The sequence below is a fragment of the Paenibacillus polymyxa genome, assembly GCF_015710975.1.
GTDB classification, from domain to species: Bacteria; Bacillota; Bacilli; order Paenibacillales; family Paenibacillaceae; genus Paenibacillus; species Paenibacillus polymyxa.
This window is the reverse complement of sequence record NZ_CP049783.1, coordinates 95,779-115,292: the sequence shown is the minus strand read 5'-3', so window position 1 is coordinate 115,292 and position 19,514 is coordinate 95,779. Positions and strand designations below refer to the sequence as shown.

Below are 19,514 nucleotides of genomic sequence, written 5' to 3'. Positions count from 1 at the left end.
AAGCATAATCATATCATAATGTCAACGATTTTCATCGAAATTAATGCCAAATCACATATACTACATAACTATACTTATATGGTATCTAAATGCGCTACAACTGTGGTTTTACCTCATTTAGAATAGGGTAGTGGGGGGTATATAAAATCGTAATTAGTGTTAAAATTACCAAATAATGCTGTAGCACTTCCACTCCGACACCCAACTATAATTTTCAATCACTATTGCTCATGACTGTATCACTCTTATTTACGTTATAATATGGTACAGTTTTATCCTACCCGTATCGACACCCTTATCGAAAACACCTATACAAATAGCCACTTTTCTCTCCACATTTTTAATTGTTTTATGTATACTCTCTCTAATTTCACTCCAAAACTGTCCAAAAACACAATGATACCAATAGTTTCTTCGATACTTCCGACACCATAATCGAGTTTCTTCCTTTATATATACGGATTATTAATCAAAATAGTTCATTTCTCGATACGGGTTTACTGATAACTACAAATCCAATACAGAAAAATAATTAAATATAATGAAATATGTTGACATGTAAGACCGCTAATCATATAATGTTCATAGGAGCTGATTGTAGCTCAATAAATCAGAGAGGGTGAGAGATTGGCTCGGAATAAAAGGATTACTGTTTCAGATGTGCTAAAGGATCATATGCACAAGTGGCAACGTGGAGATATTATTACAATAGAAGCTGGTACGGGAGTAGGCAAAAGTCATTTCATTAAAAATGGACTTTACCCTGTGGCAAAGGAAGAAGGCTCTAAAATTTTATTCTTGTTGAATAGGACTAGGTTAAATGAACAATTTCAAAAAGAAATAGAACGAGATTGTAAAACTGATGTGATAACTATTCGACTCTATCAGAAATATGAATGGGAACTTATACATAACAATGTGGTAGTAAACGAAGAATATAAGTATCTAGTATGCGATGAGTTTCATTATTTCTTGACGGAATCAAAATTTAATGAGAACACAGAAGATTCATTTAACGCAATAATCAAGGAGAAAAATAAGATTCGCATATTTATGTCTGCAACTGCTGATGCAATGATTTCCTATTTAAAATTCAAAAATATAGAACATGAAAGTCACTCTATACCTCATGATTACAGTCATATAAAAGAACTGATTTTCTATAAGAACGACAAAGTGCTAGAAAAGTTTCTAGGTACTGTGCCTAAAAATAAGAAGGCAATCTGTTTCAATAAAAGTTCAGCCAAAGGACTAGCATTACACGAAACATTTAAAAATTCATTATTTGTTTGTTCTGATTCTGGTACAACTAAAGAAAAAAAGTATGTGGACAAAGATAAAGTAATGAACATGCTGACAGAAGAAAAGTTCGCTGAAAAGTTTCTTTTCACAACTTCTACGTTAGATAATGGTGTTAATCTAAAAGACAGAGCGATCAAATACGTAATTGCCGATATTGGTGATGTAGATACTTTAATTCAATGTTTGGGTAGAAAAAGAATCATTGATAAGAGAGATAAAGTTACTGTGATCATCAAGGACATATCTGATAAGATGATAAATAAATTAATTAGAGATTGTGAAATACAGATTAACCCAGCAATTTATCTGAAAGAAAATGGTGCAGCAGAGTATGTGAAAAAATACAAAAAGAAGACCAATAACAAAATAGTGTATGATTGTTTGTCTGATGATGAAACAGGTTACAAAAAGACAATTAATGAGCTGAGATTTTTTAAAGAAAACTATGATAAGGAGCTTTATGAAAGTATGCTATTAGAAGAAAATGGATATATGAACTACATTCAAAGCAAACTTCAGCAACAAACATATACAGTGTTAGATGATACATATGAGAAAGTAAGTTTATCAGACTTTTTAGACACGTTAATTAATAAACGACTATATAAAGAAGATCAGGACAAATTGGTGAAAAAAATAGGTCTACGTGATGGTAGAAAAAGATTACAGAAATCTGCTAAATCACTAAATGTATATTTCTCTGAAAACGAAATACCGTATGTTATCAGTTATAAAAACAGAGACAAGAGAAGGACTTTGAGTAATGGTCAGCCTAATCCAAATCACGATAAATATTATTGGGTTATTGCAAAATTCCAATGTTAATAAGGTTTTTTAGATGCTTTTGGTGCTTTTTATTGGATAAGTCTCTATATAAGAGAAGAACACTATTGCAAAATTCCAATGTTAATAAGGTTTTTTAGATGCTTTTGGTGCTTTTTATTGGAATCTATCTGTACAAAGAGAAAGCAGAACAGAAAGATATACCAAATTAGGAGCATAGGGGTGAATTGCCAAAGGCAAGAGGGGAAACGGTGACAAGCAATACTACTATGCAGCGTAGCGGAATAGTTTTATTGCCACTGAGTTTCCCTTGCACTTAAGCTTTTAAAGATCAAGGTCAAAAGAGTCTCCGCAAGCGCTACGCTATTGCTACGTCATCCAGTCACAAGTGACTGTCTGTAATTTGGGTTCTTAAACATTAAAGGAGGACTTATTTATTGAAAACTAAAACTATACAATACAATATTGTCAAAATTAACATTGATCAACTCATTGAATCAGATTATAACTTGTCTATGGATTATTCTGATTATCGTCATTTGTTTGTCGAGCAGCAGAACAACGCTGTACTTCAATTTATAATGAATTATCGTAGATTAAATAATCAGGAAACAGACTGTCAAAACAAAAAGACGACCTATCGCCTGTCCAAGAGGTATAATCATTTTCCACTGATTAATTATATTAGTTTGAAGGTCAAAAAGAAGAAGCGAATTATACCTTACATTGATGATATGATTTTTGTCGAAGCTCCAAAGAACAAGAAAAAGGATAAGCATCTGGAACATATCATTCGCAATGGTTTCATTTTTAATGATAAGAAATATGTACGTTATAGTATTGGAAGCGATGGAGTTACTAATTTTGTTGTTGAGGATATAAGCGAAGTTTTAATTGAAGCCAGTCAATTAGGTGTTACGCCTGATACAGTAGTCACAAGCAAATATGAAGCACAAAGGAATTTACTATTTACTTCCTGTACGTTTGTGGAAGGAAGACCACCTTACATAGTGATTATCGATGAATACAAGAAGACATTAAAAGATCAGTATATTAGATATGCAAAGTTGACTCCAATGACAGGTGTAGATAAGAAAACAGGAAAAGAATATAGTTTTACTGATAAGAAGATAGAAGAGGGTTATCATGATGTTGAGATTTCACCATTTGATGGATTCGGCGTACATAAACCACATGTTTCAAAAATGTTTGATGTAGTATTAGGTCAAATCCGAAAACCATTTATGAAAGGTGTGTCAGTTGAAGCACCTATAGAGGAATATTATGCTGAACGTAGTGTAACTCATATTGTTGATGTGTTTGGTAAATCACACAGAGTTGAGGACATTGATTGTATATGGAACGTTTCAATGTGGAAGGCATATGGGCTATTTAAAAAGACTTTTCCTAACACAGCCGAAAAGACACCTTGGGATGAATATGTGAAACGCACTGAGAAATATGGATTAGAACAAATTGGTATAAGCAAGTATTCACATGATAAGTCAAAGTCTCCACTCAAAACCAGAATGAATTTTCAATATTTGCAGTGTCTAGATTTAGACAATCCAAAATATATTGAGAGCTTCAACAATAAAGACAAAGAATATGACATTCTCGATATTAAGAACGATGGAAAAATGGTTAAGTTGGCTAGGTATACTACTGATATATTTGAAAAGATTATCAATGGTGATCTATTTTATACATTAAAACTACTAGGAATTGGAGATACACAAGGCTACACTTCAACAAGTAATTACATCAATGCTATTTTAACAAATCCCATTATGATCAATGATCCTTCAGTTAAGTCTTCTATTCGTCGATTGCTAGACAAACAAATAAAAGAAGCCAAGCAGGGCAAGATATATGTTGATGGATTCTACCATACTGGCATTGGTGATATTATAGGTTATCTTGAATATGCGGCTGGACTTCCAGTAGTAGGCTGCTTAAAAGCTGGAGAAATATTCGTAAAGACTTTGCCAGTTGGAGAAGTGGTTTCCTTCAGATCGCCACTAATGGACGTAAGTGAAGTAAACAAGGTAAATATAGTGGAAAATGAGATTACTAAAAAATACTTTGACTACTTCACTAATCAAGATATCGTTATGTTTAATATGTACGATCTTTCTTTACCGCAGCAGGGCGGCGCAGATTTGGATGGGGATGGATTCTATTTATGTAATGATATGTCAATTATTGATTCGGTAATTCAACGTCCAATAGTCATTGATGTTGAGGATAAAGCAACATCCAAATCACTAAAATATAACATAGATGCCATAGTTAAGTTTGAATTGAATAGCCGTGACAGCAGAATTGGTGAAATTACAAACACAGCTACATCTTTGATAAATCAACGCTCAGAAGATGAAAAAACAATAAGTTTTAATAAGGATAGTATAGCCTTTTTGCGGCTGGCACAGGGCAAAGAAATCGATTATCGGAAAACAGGATTAAGATGGAGCATACCGAAGATAATGAGAAATAAGGCCAAAAAGCTGCCACACTTTCTTATTTATAAATATCCGAAGGAAAAAGAAATGTACGAGAAGATAAAAAAGAAAAATAAGGAATATGAAAAAAGAGGTATTGATAAAAAAATTCCGTATAACGTTTTTGATTCTCCATCTGCAATGAATGAGTTGTGTAGATATGTTGATAGATGGCATTGGGAAAAAGGAATGTGGAAAAACATAAATGTGGTGAACAATGGACACTTATTAATTGATAAAAAGATTGAACCGAGTCTTACCGATAAGCAGTTAATGGAGAAAATAAAAATAGTCATTTCAAATTTCAATGCTGAATTTAAACAGTTAATCAATCAGGGTAAAAGAGGTAAGGCGCTAAACAATATATTTACTGAATACGAAGAATTACTGTATTCCATACATAACAATAAAAAAGAACTTGCCAATTATGTTATCAAGATTTCTTATACTAACATTTCTAGCGATAAAGTTTTATGTTGGTCATTGTTTGGGGAAGAGATGCTGTCTAATCTTCAGCAAAATTCAGATAGCAAATATAGATACCAAATAGAAGAATGTAGCAAAGAAACCGAAGGGGCTAAAGAGTACCTGGGGAGATACTATACTTTCAAAGAAACAGTAAAGGAGAAATGTAATTGAAATTATTGTCTACAATACTAGAAGAATATACTGAAACGCACGATCCTGCTCTAATTGAAGAATTCAAAGAAACTCTATGGGGTAGCAAATTGAAACTAAAGAAGAGGAAACTATCATATAAATACAGGGTTGTTGATTCTTTGTTGCAAAACGATAAAGAATTGATTGAAATGTTTGACAGGCATAAGAAATTCGAATACTTTAACAACCGAAACAGATATAGTTATGATGAATTAGACTACATCGATTTTATCAGAATCAGGATCAACAATCTGTACGCCTATCATTTTGATAGTGAAGTGTACTTGGACAAAGAGTATTACCGACTGTTAAGCACAGCAGCAAATAAATATTATGAAGTAATTGGACAGCTAAAACAAGATGGAAATATACATATAGACACAAAAGAAATAGAAGAAGAGATTAAACGATCTTTTGATTTAGCAGAACAGGCAAAGGCAAACTCATCAAATAAAAAGCTTTCATTAACATGGGATGAATATGTTGAACTGGTGAATGGCTGGATCGATCATTTGTTTGATTTGTATAAAACACCAGAACGATATGAACAAGAACATGGATGGGAATATAGGAATGAAACAATATTCACAGAAGAGAATTATGTGATAAATTATTTCAATAAAAGTATAAAGGGAAAGACGTTAAATCATATTCGCGATAGTATGCCCAAATACATAGTGTGTGATAAATGTGGTAAAGAGATTGAAGTAAAACATAAGAACACAAGATATTGCAAAGTATGTTTAAAGAAGCGCAGAAAAGAAATTAATGCAAAGTATTATATGAAGAATAAAAATTAAGACTATATTATGGTATTATTCAATATTGGAGAGAAGGAGTGAACAACCTTTTCTCAGATTTACAATTGTATTTATTTGCTGTCTAGTCCTCATACTACTAGGCAGCCCTCCAATTGACCTTATTTGTTTTTTTCTCAATCAGCAACACTTTTTTACCTCCTTATAATCAATCATTCTCCGAGCAAAGATGGTTGAACCTCTTGGGATGTGGGTTTCTAATTGAAACTTACATCCTCTTCTTTTTATTCGGTGATAATTTGATAATGTCGAGCAATGACCAATTAAAAAGATAATTAAATAATGAAATGAAATGGGTGATTAACATAAAAAACGAAAAAAATCACACGAATATAGGTATTCTTAAATGTCTTTTTTGTGGTAAAGATGTGAGTCTCACCACTAATATGTGTTACAAACACAATAATGATGGGTTTGAGCCAGAATATTTTCCAGTACATAAAAACTGTATTCAAAAGTATATGGGTAATAGCAAAGACGTTGGATATATCGACAAGGTTATAGATGTATTGCGTATGTTGAATCGTCCATACATTCATTCGTCGTGGATCAAAAATGAATGTAACTTTGGCAAATATCTTAAAGAATTGTCCTTGTCTCAAAATAAGACACTTACATTTCATGATAGTGAATTCAAAAAAGAAATTCTAGCAACAGAAAATGTCAACAATGATTATGGATATAGTGAAAAATGGAGAGGGACTTACCCGAATGAAGATATTGAATTTTTAAATAATTATTTGAGTGGTCTTATGAAAGACTTCAAAATTATTAATACATCACATATGGATTACGCTAGAAAAATATGCAAAGCAAGCCTTCATATGGACAAATGTTTTGATGAAATGTCTAGTGGAGTAGCTGGAGCGGATAAAAAATATGAATCAGCTAAAAAAATATTCGACGATTTATCAAAATCAGCAAATTTTGCGGAAAGTAGTAGAAATAAAGATTTATCATCAGGAAGCCTTAGTAAGATTGTAGACACAGTTGAAAATGGAACATATGTATATGAACATGTCCCATTTGACAAAGACCTGTATGATCGCTTGCTTGAAAATCAAAAGCATGTTGATAAGTCTGTGTAAAGGGTTTAATTATATGGATAATAGTAACTTAAATATAAATGACACCAGCGATATTAAGGTAGAAAAATGGGTAGAATTCATTTCGTACTATAGATATTACATAGATGAATTTGCGGTTGATGTACTTGGAATAACTTTGTCGCCGTTTCAGCGTCTTACGTTAAGAGCAATGGGAAGACATACTGAAATTATGATTGTTGCATGTCGAGGACTAACAAAATCATTTATCTCAGCAGTGTTTTTTATATGTGTTGGGATTCTATACAGTAACATAAAGCTAGGAATAGCCTCTGGTAAAGGACAGCAAGCCAGAAATGTGATTATTCAAAAAATAAAAGGCGAACTAATGAATAATCCAAACGTTGCTAGAGAAATCAAGGATATTAGGACAGGCAAAGATGATTGTGTAGTAATTTTTCATAATAACTCTGAAATACGTGCAATTGTGTTGGGTCATGACGGAGAAAGTGCAAGATCATGGCGTTTTAATATGATTTTGGTTGATGAAGCTAGAATTGTAACGGACAGAGTGATATCAGAAATCCTATCACCGATGACCCAAACGAAAAGAAGTACACTTCTTACGCTACAAGGAAAACTAAAAAGGCTCCTACCTATAGAGAGTGGAAAAATGATTTACATATCATCTGCATATTTAAAAACAAGTTCTTTCTATCAGAGATTTATGAAGCATTATACAGAAATGAAAAATGGAAGCAAGGATTACTTTGTGGCAGCTTTCCCTTATCAGATTGGTATTGATGAAGGCATATTATCAGAAGAAGGTATTGAAAAAGAGCGTAATAAAATTAGTATGACAGAAGAGATGTTTGAATACGAGTATGGAGCAATATTTGTGGGCAGTTCAGGCGATTCATACTATCCTTATGAACTGACAGAACAATCTAGAATTGTTAACAAGGGCGAACTAGGACAACCACACAAATCTACTGTTAGTTATGTCATTAGTCATGATGTAGCAATTAGCGGAAATAAGCAAAATGATAATGCAGCTACCACTGTAATAAAGTTGAAAGAAAAATCGAATGGAACATACATAAAAGAAGTGGTTTACATAAAGGCACATAAAGGAATGGATTTACCAGAACAACATGACTTTCTAAGAAACTTACTATTAAAGTTTCCTAACACAATAAAGCTAATTATTGACGTTAGAGGCAATGGGCAATCTTTACCTAGATTCTTTGCAGAACCTTGGGAATACAAGGATGATTCTGGAAAAATTATTGAATGTCCACCCTTGGTTCCCGATGACGACGAAAAAGCAATGAAGATTAAAGGTGCAATTCCTTTAATAAGAAGAGTGAATGCAACTCAGGCTTCTAATAATTTAATGTATACATATATGAAAGCTTGTTTTGAAGATAAGAGTCTGAGACTTTTAAGAAGAGCAATTGCAGATGAATTCGAAGAAGAAGACGAAAAAATGACATTAGAAGAATTTTCATTAATTTTGAATACAGATGCTTTGGTCTCAGAACTGAGCAATATAAAACAAGAAACTACCGAAAATAATAATATACAGTATATCAGAATAACAAAACAAACAAAGCGTGACAGGGTTACTAGCTTGGGATATGGATTGCAATACATATACGAGCTTGAAGATGAAAATTTAAAATCAAATAAAGAAGACCAATACGACTTTGGATTCTTTTTTAATTAATCGGAGGTGAAACTAATTACAAATACAGAGGAAAATTCTTATGAGTTCAATTCATATGTCGATTTACAGTGGATAGACAGCAGCATACTGAATTATAGATCTAGTACCTTAGAAGATATAAAAAGATGGGTATCTGATCCAGTAATTTATAATCAACAAATAAGAGATGTGTCCAAATATCTTTATTTTAGTAATGGTGTTTATTCTAGAGTAATTAATTATATGGTTAGCCTTCCTACACTAGATCATATTGTTTATGAACTTCAAAAATCTAAAAAAAGCCATAAAAATATAGATAAGTTCAATGATGCCTTGAGAGTTTCAAAACATAAATTAATCGTTAGAGACATTTTACTCAAACTTGGTATCGAAGGAACATATTTTGGCTATCTTGAAACAAATGAACAACCTAAAACGCAAGGTTCATTTTCTAACGATGAATTAAGGTATATTAACGAAATTAATACCAATGAAATAATTAAGTGCAGCGTTTTAACACTACCTTCTAATTATTGCAAAATTGTTGGGACAAAAGATACTAGTTACGTTTCGGCATTTGATTTGAGTTACTTTGATCAATACAGAACTAATGGATTGGCAAATAAGTTGAGAAAGTATCCAAAAGAAATTAGGAACGCTTATCAAAAATATCTCAAAGAAAGAAATAAAAATTGGTATGTAATGGACAATGATAAAACGATAACGTTAAAAGTCGGTGTCAACATATCCGACCAATGGGGTATACCTCGCGGTCTTCAAGCCTTTGTTGATATATTATTCGATCAATTGTTCTCAGACACTAAAAGGAATGTTATTGATGAAACTAATGGCAACTTAGTTGTTCATACATTTCCAGAGAGTAATGAAAAAGGTCAGTCTACTTTAACTTTGACACAACAAAAAAATCAACATGAGAGTTTAAAGAAGGCTTTGTTTGCGCGAAGAAACAGTAATGGACAAAACCTAGTTTCTTTGGCAGCCGGGACAAAACTTGAAAATATAGAAGTAGACTCAGATATTTTAACAAAAATTAAAGATGAAGACCTGTTGAAGAAAATATCAACCGACTTGGGATTTGCTGTGTCTGCCCTCAATGGTGACAAGGGCAATTATTCAAGTCAACAAACGAACTTAAATCTAATTACAGCCGAAGTATTTACATGGTTAGAACAAATTGTGGAAGAATTGAATAAGGTAATTAATTTGAATGTTATTAAAGACATGAAAAACCCGATTATTCTAACCTATCTTCCCATTACACATTTAAATAGAAATGAGAAAATCGGCCACATGAAGGATTTGTATACTCATGCTGGCGGTTCTTTGATGGCTTGGATTAGTTCAATTGGTATCCCTCCAGAAGCTTACTTATCACTTATGGATAGAGAAAGAGAAGAAAAGTTTGATCAAAAATATCCAGTGCATCAAACCTCTTTTACTCAGAGCAATAATGATAAAAAGCCAGAAAATCTAAATCCTGAGAGCGAACATACAGTTAAGACAAAAACAAATAATAACAATGAAAATCCAGCACCATCAAAAGAGAAGGGGTAAAGGAGGTGAACTTTTGAAAAATAGGATTTTTGAGTTATCAGAAAACAAGAAGATAACAGGAAGACGATATATTAAATGGATTATACATGAAATCTACAACGATCCAAATAAATGGAATAAAAATGGGATTAGTTGGAAAGAACAGTATGTCCTTAATAATATTGATTCATTAAAAGGGATGCCAATATGTGTTGAGTTTTTGGATTGCGACAAATCAGAACCGATGGGTCATGGCTTAAGTAATACCAAAGATAATAAGGTGCTGTTTGAATACAGTACAACTGTTGGAACAACTGAAGGTGCATACATAGATGATATCGAGGTTGACGGTGAAACTATTAGAGCATTAATAGGTGAAGGCTATATATATGAACAACGCTATCCTAATTTTGTAGATTGGATAAAAACTAAATTATACGATAAAGAGTTTCCAGATACATCAGTAGAAATTTGCAATAAAGCTAATGGAGACAATGAAACTATTATTTATGAAAACAATCAAGGTGGCGAAGGTCGTATTCCCATGATTTACGATTATACGGGAGTTGCTATTATTGGAATTGAACCATCAGATGATAAGGCTATTTTGATTGAAATGAATAGTTATAACAATAAGGAGGAAGAAAAAATGAGCAAAGAATTAGAAGAAAAGGTTAGTGGGCTTACTGAACAGGTTGGGACATTGACGAATGAACTAAATGAACTACGTAATTATAAAAAACAAAATGAGGATAAACTTTTGGTAGCGGAATTGAATCAGAAACTGTCTGAGTACAGCGATAGCGAAAAAGAGATTGTTAAAAATAAAGTTGAACAATTCTCAAAAGAACCGCAACAAGGAAAGATCAATGAGATTATTAACGAAATCAATTCAGCAATTGCTGGTCAAGTAATTAAAGCAAGAAAGAATCCAACCAATGTACAACATCAAAAAAGTGATGCAATTTTTGGCGATGTATTCGAAAGCAATAGTAACGGCAGCGTTGATAACGATATCACAAAACTATATTAATAAACGGAGGAAAAGATATGTTTAAATTTGGTACAATCGGTGCGTATAAACAGGTGCGCAACAATCCTAGAGGTAAAGCTAAAAGTGTTTTGTTAGATGGAATGACAGTAATTCCTGATAGAATTCTGAATGAATCTCCTGTTCCTGCTACACCAGCTCAGGCAAAAGGAGATGTGTATGTTGCTGGGAATATCATTGATAAGCCAGAAATTCGTAATAGTAAAGATTTTAAAATTGAAATCGGTGAATATGTCCGCTCTTTCCGTCTCTCTGATCTTGCTGGTTTGCCAGTTGAACTTGATTATAGAATTGTTAAGGATGCATACCAAGACGTGAACGTTAAAGATGTTCTAGTGTCAACAAATGTAGCCGACGATGGTGTAGATGCAGGAAAATGGAAAAAAGTGACCATTGCTGAGGCGGCAGATTACAAAGTTAAGCTTCTAGTTATTGAGAAAACTTCTTTTGGTGACAAAGGATTCTATTGTGAAGTAGTTACTAACTAATACATAAAATTTGGAGGAATATAATATTATGAGCAACACAGGTTTCAATTTCAAAAATTTTGTTAAACAGTTTTTCGAGGTAAATACGCATCAAAACATCCAAAGAGATGATGCATTTGAATTTAAATTCAACAGTAAGTCTCCTATGGTTGAAATCTTTTCTGCCATTGTCAACGATAAAGACTACAGTAAGTATGGTAAAAACGTAGATACAGTCATGAATCATGTTAAAAATTTGGCGCAAAGAGTGTCTCGCGGTGATTCTATGGCACGACATGAATTGAATACCATTCAGCGCTTCTCGATTGAGCCGCACCTTTTGAATGAAATCAAACTTGCCAGCTTCTTTGGTGATCATAAGCAGATTGGTTACGATGTTCAACCAATGGTTACTACTCGTAAACATGAATCAATCCGCAGTAACTTTCAAGCTTCTCAAGGCGATGTAAATTTCCCTACGGTTGCTTGGGATGAATACCCAATTAAAACTCAAACAATTTCTAGCGGTTATGCTGTTAATTACCGTGAAATCGCAAGCGGAAATTTAGATAAAGTATCTGAAGGTATTCAACAAGTGAAAACAGATATGATGAATAACTTCATGCTCTATGTAGTAGCTACTCTTTTCAATGCAATTAAGAATGCAAATGGTGTTAAGTATTACAAAGAAGCTCATGGAATTGTTAAAGCAGCAGTAGACGAAGTTATGAAAGATGTTCGACCAAATGGACGTCCTTCTCTAGTTGGCGATTACAATGTGATTAGTCAACTGAATGATTTTGCTGGATTCAAAGCTGACGCAACAGATTTGAAAAATACATTTCTATCTCAAGCAGTAATGGACGAAATTATGCAAACTGGACTGTTGAAAACTTATAATGGTGCGCCAGTTGTTGAGATTCCTAATCAATACAACTTCACAAAATTGACTGCGGATGGAGCCAATTTTACAAAGTATCTGCCAGAAGGTTTGCTGTTTGTTATTCCTCAAGGTGGTATTTCTCCATTGCAAACATTCCAGCGTGGTGGATTAACAAGTATGTCTGCAAACGATATTACCACAGGTACAGAAATTACACGTTTTGATATGGAAATCGCAGCCGATGTCGTTAAAGGTCGTGAGTATGAAATTGGTCTAATTAACGATACTTCTTACGAAGTGCAACAAGTTGGACAGTAAAACTAAAAGATAAAATCATAAGAGGGGATTTCCCCTCTTTACTAAAAAGGTGGTCGACTATGGAACTAAATATGGATGAAAAAGTACTAATTAAAAATCTGTGTAATTGGGATTTGTTTATTAAACGTATTTTAAAAAATGGTGACGTAAAGATTGCAGCCAATAAGACTGTAAAGCTTACACGAGAAGAAATTGAAGCCCAAGTAAATAACGGTAATAACTTATTTACTGGAACAGATGGAATGGGATCTAATCCAAGAATTTATATTGAAGATAGAGATTTGCGTGTTCATTTAGACTTTGAGTCTGAAGACGGAGAAGTAAAACAGGAGATTCTTACCGCAGAAGAGATTGAACGGATTATCAATCTAAAAACATTCAATTCATTTAAAGATAATATTGAGAAAAAAGTTGTGACTGAAAACCAAAAACACCTGCTCTTGAACGTGAGCAAAAAGAATAAACTCAATGACTTTGAGAAAATTAAATTTATTGAAGAATATACAGGTTTGAAATTTAACAAGGAGTGATAAAAGTGACTTCCTATGAGAAAGTTATTCAATCATTTCATTCCAAACCTCAAAAGAAATCGCTTTTTCCAGAAGGCTTGATTCATGAATTTTTTAATACTGCATTAGGGTATTTCGAGTTAGATCTATATTTGTTAAATTGGAACGAAGATTCTTTTGAGTTTGAGAAGGAATTATCTACTTCAGAAATATCCCTGTTGTCTTCTTTAATGTATCAGGCTTATATGGAAAGAGAGCTAGACAGAATAATCAAATTAAATAGCATTGTGGGTAAAGACATTAGTCTTACAGGAATGGGAGATTCAAAAAGAGTCACCAATGCTAGGCTTGAGAGCCTTGCAAAGTCAAACCAAACCACAATAAATAAGCTAAAAGAATCAAGTTTCTACGATTAGAGGTGATAGATATATCATCATCATGGTATTTAATGAAAGATACATATTATAGTGGCTATGAAACAAATGAATTTGATGATTATGCAGTTTCTGGCTTTAGTGAACTACTTGACAATTCACCTGAAGCTTATGAGGTAATGATAAATAACCAAAAAGTTAAAAGCATTATCCAGCAAACCACGAAAGATAACGTATTAAAGATTATTGGAATTATCGGCTCTTTTCATGCTGGAGATATTGTTTCGTATAAAGGTCATGATTATTTAATCAATCTTCTTCCTCAAGACAATCGGATGTATCAATCCAGTAAAATGGAAATGTGTAATATTTATTTAAAATGGCTAGACGAAACAGGTAATATCGTTTCTTATCCATCGGTTGTTTACTTTAATACACGTTCAAGTTTCGGTATTGAAGAAGGGAAGATAATGAACCTCGTAGACGGACGAAGACAGACTGTGCTTCCAAAAAACGAAGATACGGTTAAAATTCGTCGAGATCAAAGGTTCATTATTGGTGGGGATTTATTCAAAGTAAATGATGTTGATTTTGTGAGTGATGAAGGATTAGTAAATCTAAGTTTTAAATCAGATACATACAATTCTACAACCGATAATTTAGAATTAGGCATCGCTGATTACTATGGAAAAGTTGTTGACTATAAAGTTGATATTCTGAATCGAGATGTTACGGCATTCAAAGTTGACGAGACTTTACAGTTGAATGTCAAGGTGACTAATCGAGATGTTCCAATTCAAGCAGTAGTTACATATTATTCGTCAGACGAAAGCATAGTCACTATTGATGAAAATGGAATGATAACTGCAATTGCAAAAGGTTCATGTGTTGTTAGAGCAGAGTACAAAGATGTGTCCGATTCTATTCAGTTAAATGTAATAGAAGATGTAGTCAATAATTACTCGGCTGAAATCACAGGTGATGATTTTATTAAATATAATATGATCAAAACTTTCACCGGGATTTTCAGAAACAACGGTACGCAACAAGTAGATAAGAGTCGGTTTTGGATTACTGGTTTAGATGGAGAAGTCACAACGCTTGCCACCATAACAGAACAAAACGATACTGAAAATACTTGCAAGATTAAAGCTAGTAACAAAAAGGGTTATGTATTGTTGCACGTTGAAAACAGTAGCGGTCTATCTCAAATTAGCAAGAAAATAGAAATCAAATCATTATTATAAGGAGGTAATTATGGAGACAATTATTAAACTCGCTGAATTGAAATTGGAACAATTCGTTCAGGGAACAAACAACAACTGGCTCATCTTCAGTACACTGCCTGAATCAAAACAACATTCTTCTGGTATTGATGGTGACGTTATTCTTAATGCACTGAAAGCAGTAGAAATTATTGATGCAGATTTGGACGTTGTAATTGATGCGGCTTATGATTATTCATATTCGATTTCAACAGATAACAAACTTAAATTAGCTTTTGCAAAAAGCAAACATGCTGATAAGGGTAGCGCTCTTGACAGCTTAAAGTGTGTGACAATTACTTATGAATTAGGCGATTTGAAAAGAAATGGCGACTATTATAGAGTAATTGCCCGTGACAATCTAGGGGCAGAATTGCATCGCACTAATCCTTTAACACTTGATCAAATTGACAAAGTTATTAGTACCTTTGACAGTACAAGAGATGTGTCCACAAGTGGGTATGTGAAATATGAAATTAAACCAGATTTCATTGTGAATTAACATGTCTAGGTTTCAAGAATTGGGGGAAAATCGTCTAGTCGTGCTTCAGCAGTTAACCAGCTCTCAAGAACTTTGTAAAGCATTACATTATGATGATGGTAATTACCTAGATAAACCAGACATTGAAGACACCTCGGAACTGATTAGTAATAAGATCTTCCCCTATGGTCATGTTCCAAAATTAGCTGATACAGCTTCCTCTTACCTTACCTTTTCGTTTAAAGACTACCGTCCAGTAAAAAATTCGTTTAAATCTGGATTACTTCATTTTCAAATCATTGTGCATAAGGATTTAATTTCTACCGACTATGAAATGTTGAGATATGACCATATTCTAGTTTGTATTGATGAATTGTTTAATGAAAATAGGGAGCTTGGTATTGGTAAATTGGAATTCTATCGTATGGATGAAATGTTTGTTAATGAAAAGTATGTAGGCTTTTATTTGCAGTACAAACTTTGGGATTTTAAGTAGTCTTGAATATCCAAGACATTAAAATGAAGACGTTAGCAAACCTTCCTTCATACCATAATGGAATTGTGATTAAACCAAAAAGTTTGCGAAGCATAGCTGAAAAAGGACTTGATACATATAACCAGTGTTTAAGTGTGGCTGCTGTTTCAAAAGAAACAATTTTCCCTGATTTAAATGATGAGTATAAAGACATGCACCTTTCTGAACTAATAGTTAGGTCAGGAGATGCTGAGTTCTTAAATGCTTACTTGAATTCAATTGAGTTCTTCTTAGATGGCAAGTTTGTAATCACTGAAAACGGAAATTTATATTTAGACGAGATAGAGGTCTATTATGAAGATTTAACAGCCATAACAGAAATAATTAAAATTCAGAATTGTGCAATTGTAGCTTTGAAAAATGACGACTTCAATCCTGCGAATGAACGAGCCAAAAAGCTTAAAGAAAGAATCTTAGCCAGAAAGAAAAGAATACAAGAACTCAAAGCTGATTCAAGTGACGATGATAAGCTTACGCTTTACGATTTGATTTCTATAGTTGCAGCTAATGCGAATGGAATCAATATTTTCAATGTCTACGATTTGAATTACCTACAATTCAATGACCAATTTAACCGACTAAAAATTACTAAAGATTATGAGGTCAATATAAATGCTCTAATTCATGGAGCAGATTCCAAGCAAATAAAACTGGAGCATTGGCTTTCAAAAATAAAAGAATAATATTCATTGGAGGAACTTATTAATGGGTGATCGTTACGGCTCACGCGAAATTATGGACGTTGTTTTGAAGGACGTTCGAACAGGAGAACCAAAAGCATATCTTGAAAGTTTGACTACATCATCTTTGGAATTCCAAGGATCGTCAGTTTATGCCCGTGGCGGAAAGGGACACCCCAAGCTGATTGGATGGGATTCTGAAAAAGATGCCACTATGAACATGGAAGATGCTTTGATTAGTAAAGAATCTCTGGGTGTTCTCACTGGTTCTGAATTTAAAGCTGGTGCTAAACCTGTCCACAAGAAAGAAGTCATTACTGCTGGTACTGGTGGAACAATTGAACTTACTAAAGAGCCACTAGCAAGTAAAAAATCTTTCTTCTTTAAGACAACTAATGGAACAGTTATGGATGAAAAGCTTGTAGCAGCTACGCCAGTATCACAAAGTATGACTTTTGCAGGGCTAACTGAAGGAGACAGAGTTATTGCTGATTATTATTACAATGCTCCTACTACTACTAAAAGTCTAACAATTACATCTGATATTTTTCCGGGTACATACTTGCTTGAAGGAACTACTCTGTGGCGTACAGAAGATGGTGTTGATGTTGAAGCATTGTACACAATTCCCAAGTTAAAAGTACAACCTAACTTCAAAATCAATATGGCAAGCTCTGGAGATCCACAGCCTTTTACGTTTACGTGTGAGGTATTGAAGGATACGAATTCCACGGCTATGGTTATTATCGATGTGCTGGAAGACGAATAACAACAACTAATTACATAAACACAGGGGACTAAGTTCCCCTGTTATTACATTAAAGAGGGATAGTGAATGTGTGAGAAAGATTTAACAATAGACGAAGTATCTAAAGCTGTCGATAATACATTCACATTAAAAAAAGTAATTATTGACGATAGGACGTTTAGTTACTATGAGAATTTTAGAAATAGTGAAATAGAAATTCTAGTTTCTGAGTATCACGATATATATGACAAGGTACATGAAATCAATCCTAATTTTAATCTTTTAATAGAAGGATTAATAATAAAGCATTTCACCAGAATTGGTTTAGAGCGAATGAGTTTTAGTATGCACAGGGACATTAAACGCTTCATGAAAAATATAATACAACTGAATGACATGCAATCAAAAAGTGAGGATATATCTTATTTAGATAAGTTTATGTCTGTGTTTTCAAAAGACGACATTGCTAAAGTTGAAAAAAAGTTAGAATCTCGAAGTGAGGTGGGTAAAATGAATTACACCACAACAGATCATTTTTATGAACAAATTGGGATTAATTTCACTTGGGTTAGGAATGAACTGAAAGCTACTACTGAAGATATTGCAAAATATTGTTCGTTAACTGTTGATGAAATTGAAGGGTTCGAACAAGGGCATTCATTACTTACTGATATGCGAACATTACAGGATACTTATATGAAAGCACTTATGGATTATGCAAGAGAACATGGTATACACTTCATGCCTTTGCTATCAAAAATCTGTGAAACGAAATAATCATGATAAAATACGAATTTGATTAAATTGAAGCTACCTTGAAATGGGTACTTCTTTTTTGCGTTTATAGGGACTCAAAAGGAGTCACGATTTGAAGGTTGACTTACATACAAATTGGAGGAATAAATAATGGCTAAAAAACTGACTGCAACAGACTTGAATAAATTAAGTAAAGGAATTAATGAAACAAGAACATATCCAATTTTGGATGGACAATTTGACGTAATTATTAATCAACACTTTAAAGATACCTCAATCAACAATATTTTTACTGGACTAGTTGAAGTCGTTAAAGGTATTGAGGCATCGGAACTAACAGAATTGACGTTCAGTAGAATTGCTCAACAAATCGGAATGACTTTGATGCTGCGTGAATTTACTGATTTGCCTATTCCAAATAAAAATGATTTCCAAACTTTGATTAAAGTATATGAAAACTTGTTGAATACAAACATCTATGTAGAAGTAATGAACAAACTACCTGAAGATCAAATAAGAAAAGTAGAAAAACGTTTTAATGATATTAAATCTACTTTTGATGAAATTGAAAGAAAAGCAAACGAAACGACAACTGTACCTGTTGAGGCCGAACACAATGGCGACAGCGAATAACTTTAAAGAACTTGAGAAGCTAATAAAGCAAAAAATCGCTGCATCTCTACTAGTTGAAGTGGCACAAAGTGTCAGGGAAACAATGAAGGAGAAAGTTCAGGAAGAAGTCTATAATGTATACACTCCTACAATGTATGAACGACAGAAAGAACATGGTGGTTTGACTGACGATGAAAACATTGTAGTAAATATGATAGGTAACGATACTGTCTCAATTGAAAGTAGACGTATGGATGGCGATAAGAATGTTGGACAGGTTGTCGAGACAGGGGCTGGATATGATCATGAGTTCGCTTATTCTGGTCGTCCTCGTCCATTCGTAGAAAAAACTGCTGAGGAACTACGTAATACAAATGCTCATGTAGCTGCTCTACATAAGGGGTTAGTTAGACAGGGTTTGAATGTCGAAGTGAAATAAATAGGAAAGATAATTAAGAAGAGA

Annotated in this window: 19 protein-coding genes; all 19 read left to right on the top strand. The window is 33.3% G+C overall.

Annotated elements, in window-relative coordinates:
- Nucleotides 1-627: 627 nt before the first annotated feature.
- The 19 genes from G7035_RS00560 to G7035_RS00470 all read left to right on the top strand — a co-directional run bounded on the left by G7035_RS00560 (nucleotide 628) and on the right by G7035_RS00470 (nucleotide 19,490).
- Nucleotides 628-2,127, top strand: a complete 1,500-nt coding sequence (locus G7035_RS00560; protein ID WP_019686721.1) for a DEAD/DEAH box helicase family protein — start codon at nucleotides 628-630, stop codon at nucleotides 2,125-2,127.
- Between the two features lie 395 nt (nucleotides 2,128-2,522).
- Nucleotides 2,523-5,225 carry an RNA dependent RNA polymerase gene (locus G7035_RS00555; protein WP_019686722.1) on the top strand — a complete coding sequence of 901 codons (2,703 nt, stop codon included), beginning with the start codon at nucleotides 2,523-2,525 and terminating at the stop codon, nucleotides 5,223-5,225.
- Nucleotides 5,222-6,046: a hypothetical protein gene (locus tag G7035_RS00550; RefSeq protein WP_019686723.1), complete on the top strand. Its 825-nt coding sequence runs from the start codon at nucleotides 5,222-5,224 to the stop codon at nucleotides 6,044-6,046. Before G7035_RS00555 ends, G7035_RS00550 begins: the two co-directional genes overlap by 4 nt.
- A 305-nt stretch (nucleotides 6,047-6,351) precedes the next feature.
- The gene (locus tag G7035_RS00545) at nucleotides 6,352-7,152 is read left to right on the top strand and encodes a hypothetical protein (protein WP_154654537.1); all 801 of its coding nucleotides are present in this window, start codon (nucleotides 6,352-6,354) and stop codon (nucleotides 7,150-7,152) included.
- Between the two features lie 13 nt (nucleotides 7,153-7,165).
- A complete protein-coding gene (locus G7035_RS00540; RefSeq protein ID WP_019686725.1) occupies nucleotides 7,166-8,839 on the top strand; it encodes a hypothetical protein in 1,674 nt (557 codons plus the stop codon).
- Between the two features lie 6 nt (nucleotides 8,840-8,845).
- Nucleotides 8,846-10,393 (top strand): hypothetical protein, encoded by a 1,548-nt coding sequence (locus G7035_RS00535; RefSeq protein ID WP_029514962.1) that lies wholly within the window; start codon nucleotides 8,846-8,848, stop codon nucleotides 10,391-10,393.
- A 13-nt stretch (nucleotides 10,394-10,406) separates the two neighbouring features.
- Nucleotides 10,407-11,405 carry an OmpH family outer membrane protein gene (locus G7035_RS00530; protein WP_019686727.1) on the top strand — a complete coding sequence of 333 codons (999 nt, stop codon included), beginning with the start codon at nucleotides 10,407-10,409 and terminating at the stop codon, nucleotides 11,403-11,405.
- Between the two features lie 17 nt (nucleotides 11,406-11,422).
- A complete protein-coding gene (locus tag G7035_RS00525) occupies nucleotides 11,423-11,911 on the top strand; it encodes a hypothetical protein (RefSeq protein WP_019686728.1) in 489 nt (162 codons plus the stop codon).
- 28 nt (nucleotides 11,912-11,939) lie between these two features.
- Nucleotides 11,940-13,091 carry a hypothetical protein gene (locus G7035_RS00520; protein ID WP_019686729.1) on the top strand — a complete coding sequence of 384 codons (1,152 nt, stop codon included), beginning with the start codon at nucleotides 11,940-11,942 and terminating at the stop codon, nucleotides 13,089-13,091.
- A 59-nt stretch (nucleotides 13,092-13,150) separates the two neighbouring features.
- Nucleotides 13,151-13,621, top strand: coding sequence for a hypothetical protein (locus G7035_RS00515; protein WP_019686730.1), 471 nt, complete (start codon nucleotides 13,151-13,153; stop codon nucleotides 13,619-13,621).
- A 5-nt stretch (nucleotides 13,622-13,626) separates the two neighbouring features.
- A complete protein-coding gene (locus G7035_RS00510; RefSeq protein ID WP_019686731.1) occupies nucleotides 13,627-14,016 on the top strand; it encodes a hypothetical protein in 390 nt (129 codons plus the stop codon).
- Between the two features lie 32 nt (nucleotides 14,017-14,048).
- Complete coding sequence (locus G7035_RS00505) at nucleotides 14,049-15,221, top strand: Ig-like domain-containing protein (RefSeq protein ID WP_019686732.1); 1,173 nt, start codon at nucleotides 14,049-14,051, stop codon at nucleotides 15,219-15,221.
- A 10-nt stretch (nucleotides 15,222-15,231) separates the two neighbouring features.
- Nucleotides 15,232-15,741 (top strand): hypothetical protein, encoded by a 510-nt coding sequence (locus tag G7035_RS00500; protein WP_019686733.1) that lies wholly within the window; start codon nucleotides 15,232-15,234, stop codon nucleotides 15,739-15,741.
- A gap of 1 nt (nucleotide 15,742) precedes the next feature.
- Entirely contained in the window at nucleotides 15,743-16,216 is a 474-nt protein-coding gene (locus G7035_RS00495) for a hypothetical protein (protein ID WP_029514965.1), read from the top strand.
- Nucleotides 16,217-16,218: 2 nt separating this feature from the next.
- Complete coding sequence (locus G7035_RS00490) at nucleotides 16,219-16,938, top strand: hypothetical protein (RefSeq protein ID WP_019686735.1); 720 nt, start codon at nucleotides 16,219-16,221, stop codon at nucleotides 16,936-16,938.
- A 22-nt stretch (nucleotides 16,939-16,960) separates the two neighbouring features.
- Entirely contained in the window at nucleotides 16,961-17,704 is a 744-nt protein-coding gene (locus G7035_RS00485; protein ID WP_019686736.1) for a hypothetical protein, read from the top strand.
- Between the two features lie 66 nt (nucleotides 17,705-17,770).
- Nucleotides 17,771-18,460 carry a hypothetical protein gene (locus tag G7035_RS00480; protein WP_019686737.1) on the top strand — a complete coding sequence of 230 codons (690 nt, stop codon included), beginning with the start codon at nucleotides 17,771-17,773 and terminating at the stop codon, nucleotides 18,458-18,460.
- Between the two features lie 129 nt (nucleotides 18,461-18,589).
- Nucleotides 18,590-19,072 (top strand): hypothetical protein, encoded by a 483-nt coding sequence (locus G7035_RS00475; protein ID WP_019686738.1) that lies wholly within the window; start codon nucleotides 18,590-18,592, stop codon nucleotides 19,070-19,072.
- A complete protein-coding gene (locus G7035_RS00470) occupies nucleotides 19,056-19,490 on the top strand; it encodes a hypothetical protein (RefSeq protein WP_019686739.1) in 435 nt (144 codons plus the stop codon). The genes G7035_RS00475 and G7035_RS00470 overlap by 17 nt, the downstream gene beginning before the upstream one ends.
- The last annotated feature ends 24 nt before the right edge of the window (nucleotides 19,491-19,514 follow it).

What these genes read in the sequence shown, in the direction of transcription:
- G7035_RS00495 (WP_029514965.1), top strand. Translation starts at nt 15,743, where the DNA reads ATGTCTAGGTTTCAAGAATTGGGGGAAAATCGTCTAGTCGTGCTTCAG.
- G7035_RS00500 (WP_019686733.1), top strand. Translation starts at nt 15,232, where the DNA reads ATGGAGACAATTATTAAACTCGCTGAATTGAAATTGGAACAATTCGTT.
- G7035_RS00525 (WP_019686728.1), top strand. Translation starts at nt 11,423, where the DNA reads ATGTTTAAATTTGGTACAATCGGTGCGTATAAACAGGTGCGCAACAAT.
- G7035_RS00515 (WP_019686730.1), top strand. Translation starts at nt 13,151, where the DNA reads ATGGAACTAAATATGGATGAAAAAGTACTAATTAAAAATCTGTGTAAT.
- G7035_RS00545 (WP_154654537.1), top strand. Translation starts at nt 6,352, where the DNA reads ATGAAATGGGTGATTAACATAAAAAACGAAAAAAATCACACGAATATA.
- G7035_RS00520 (WP_019686729.1), top strand. Translation starts at nt 11,940, where the DNA reads ATGAGCAACACAGGTTTCAATTTCAAAAATTTTGTTAAACAGTTTTTC.
- G7035_RS00485 (WP_019686736.1), top strand. Translation starts at nt 16,961, where the DNA reads ATGGGTGATCGTTACGGCTCACGCGAAATTATGGACGTTGTTTTGAAG.
- G7035_RS00475 (WP_019686738.1), top strand. Translation starts at nt 18,590, where the DNA reads ATGGCTAAAAAACTGACTGCAACAGACTTGAATAAATTAAGTAAAGGA.
- G7035_RS00480 (WP_019686737.1), top strand. Translation starts at nt 17,771, where the DNA reads ATGTGTGAGAAAGATTTAACAATAGACGAAGTATCTAAAGCTGTCGAT.
- G7035_RS00505 (WP_019686732.1), top strand. Translation starts at nt 14,049, where the DNA reads ATGAAAGATACATATTATAGTGGCTATGAAACAAATGAATTTGATGAT.
- G7035_RS00470 (WP_019686739.1), top strand. Translation starts at nt 19,056, where the DNA reads ATGGCGACAGCGAATAACTTTAAAGAACTTGAGAAGCTAATAAAGCAA.
- G7035_RS00540 (WP_019686725.1), top strand. Translation starts at nt 7,166, where the DNA reads ATGGATAATAGTAACTTAAATATAAATGACACCAGCGATATTAAGGTA.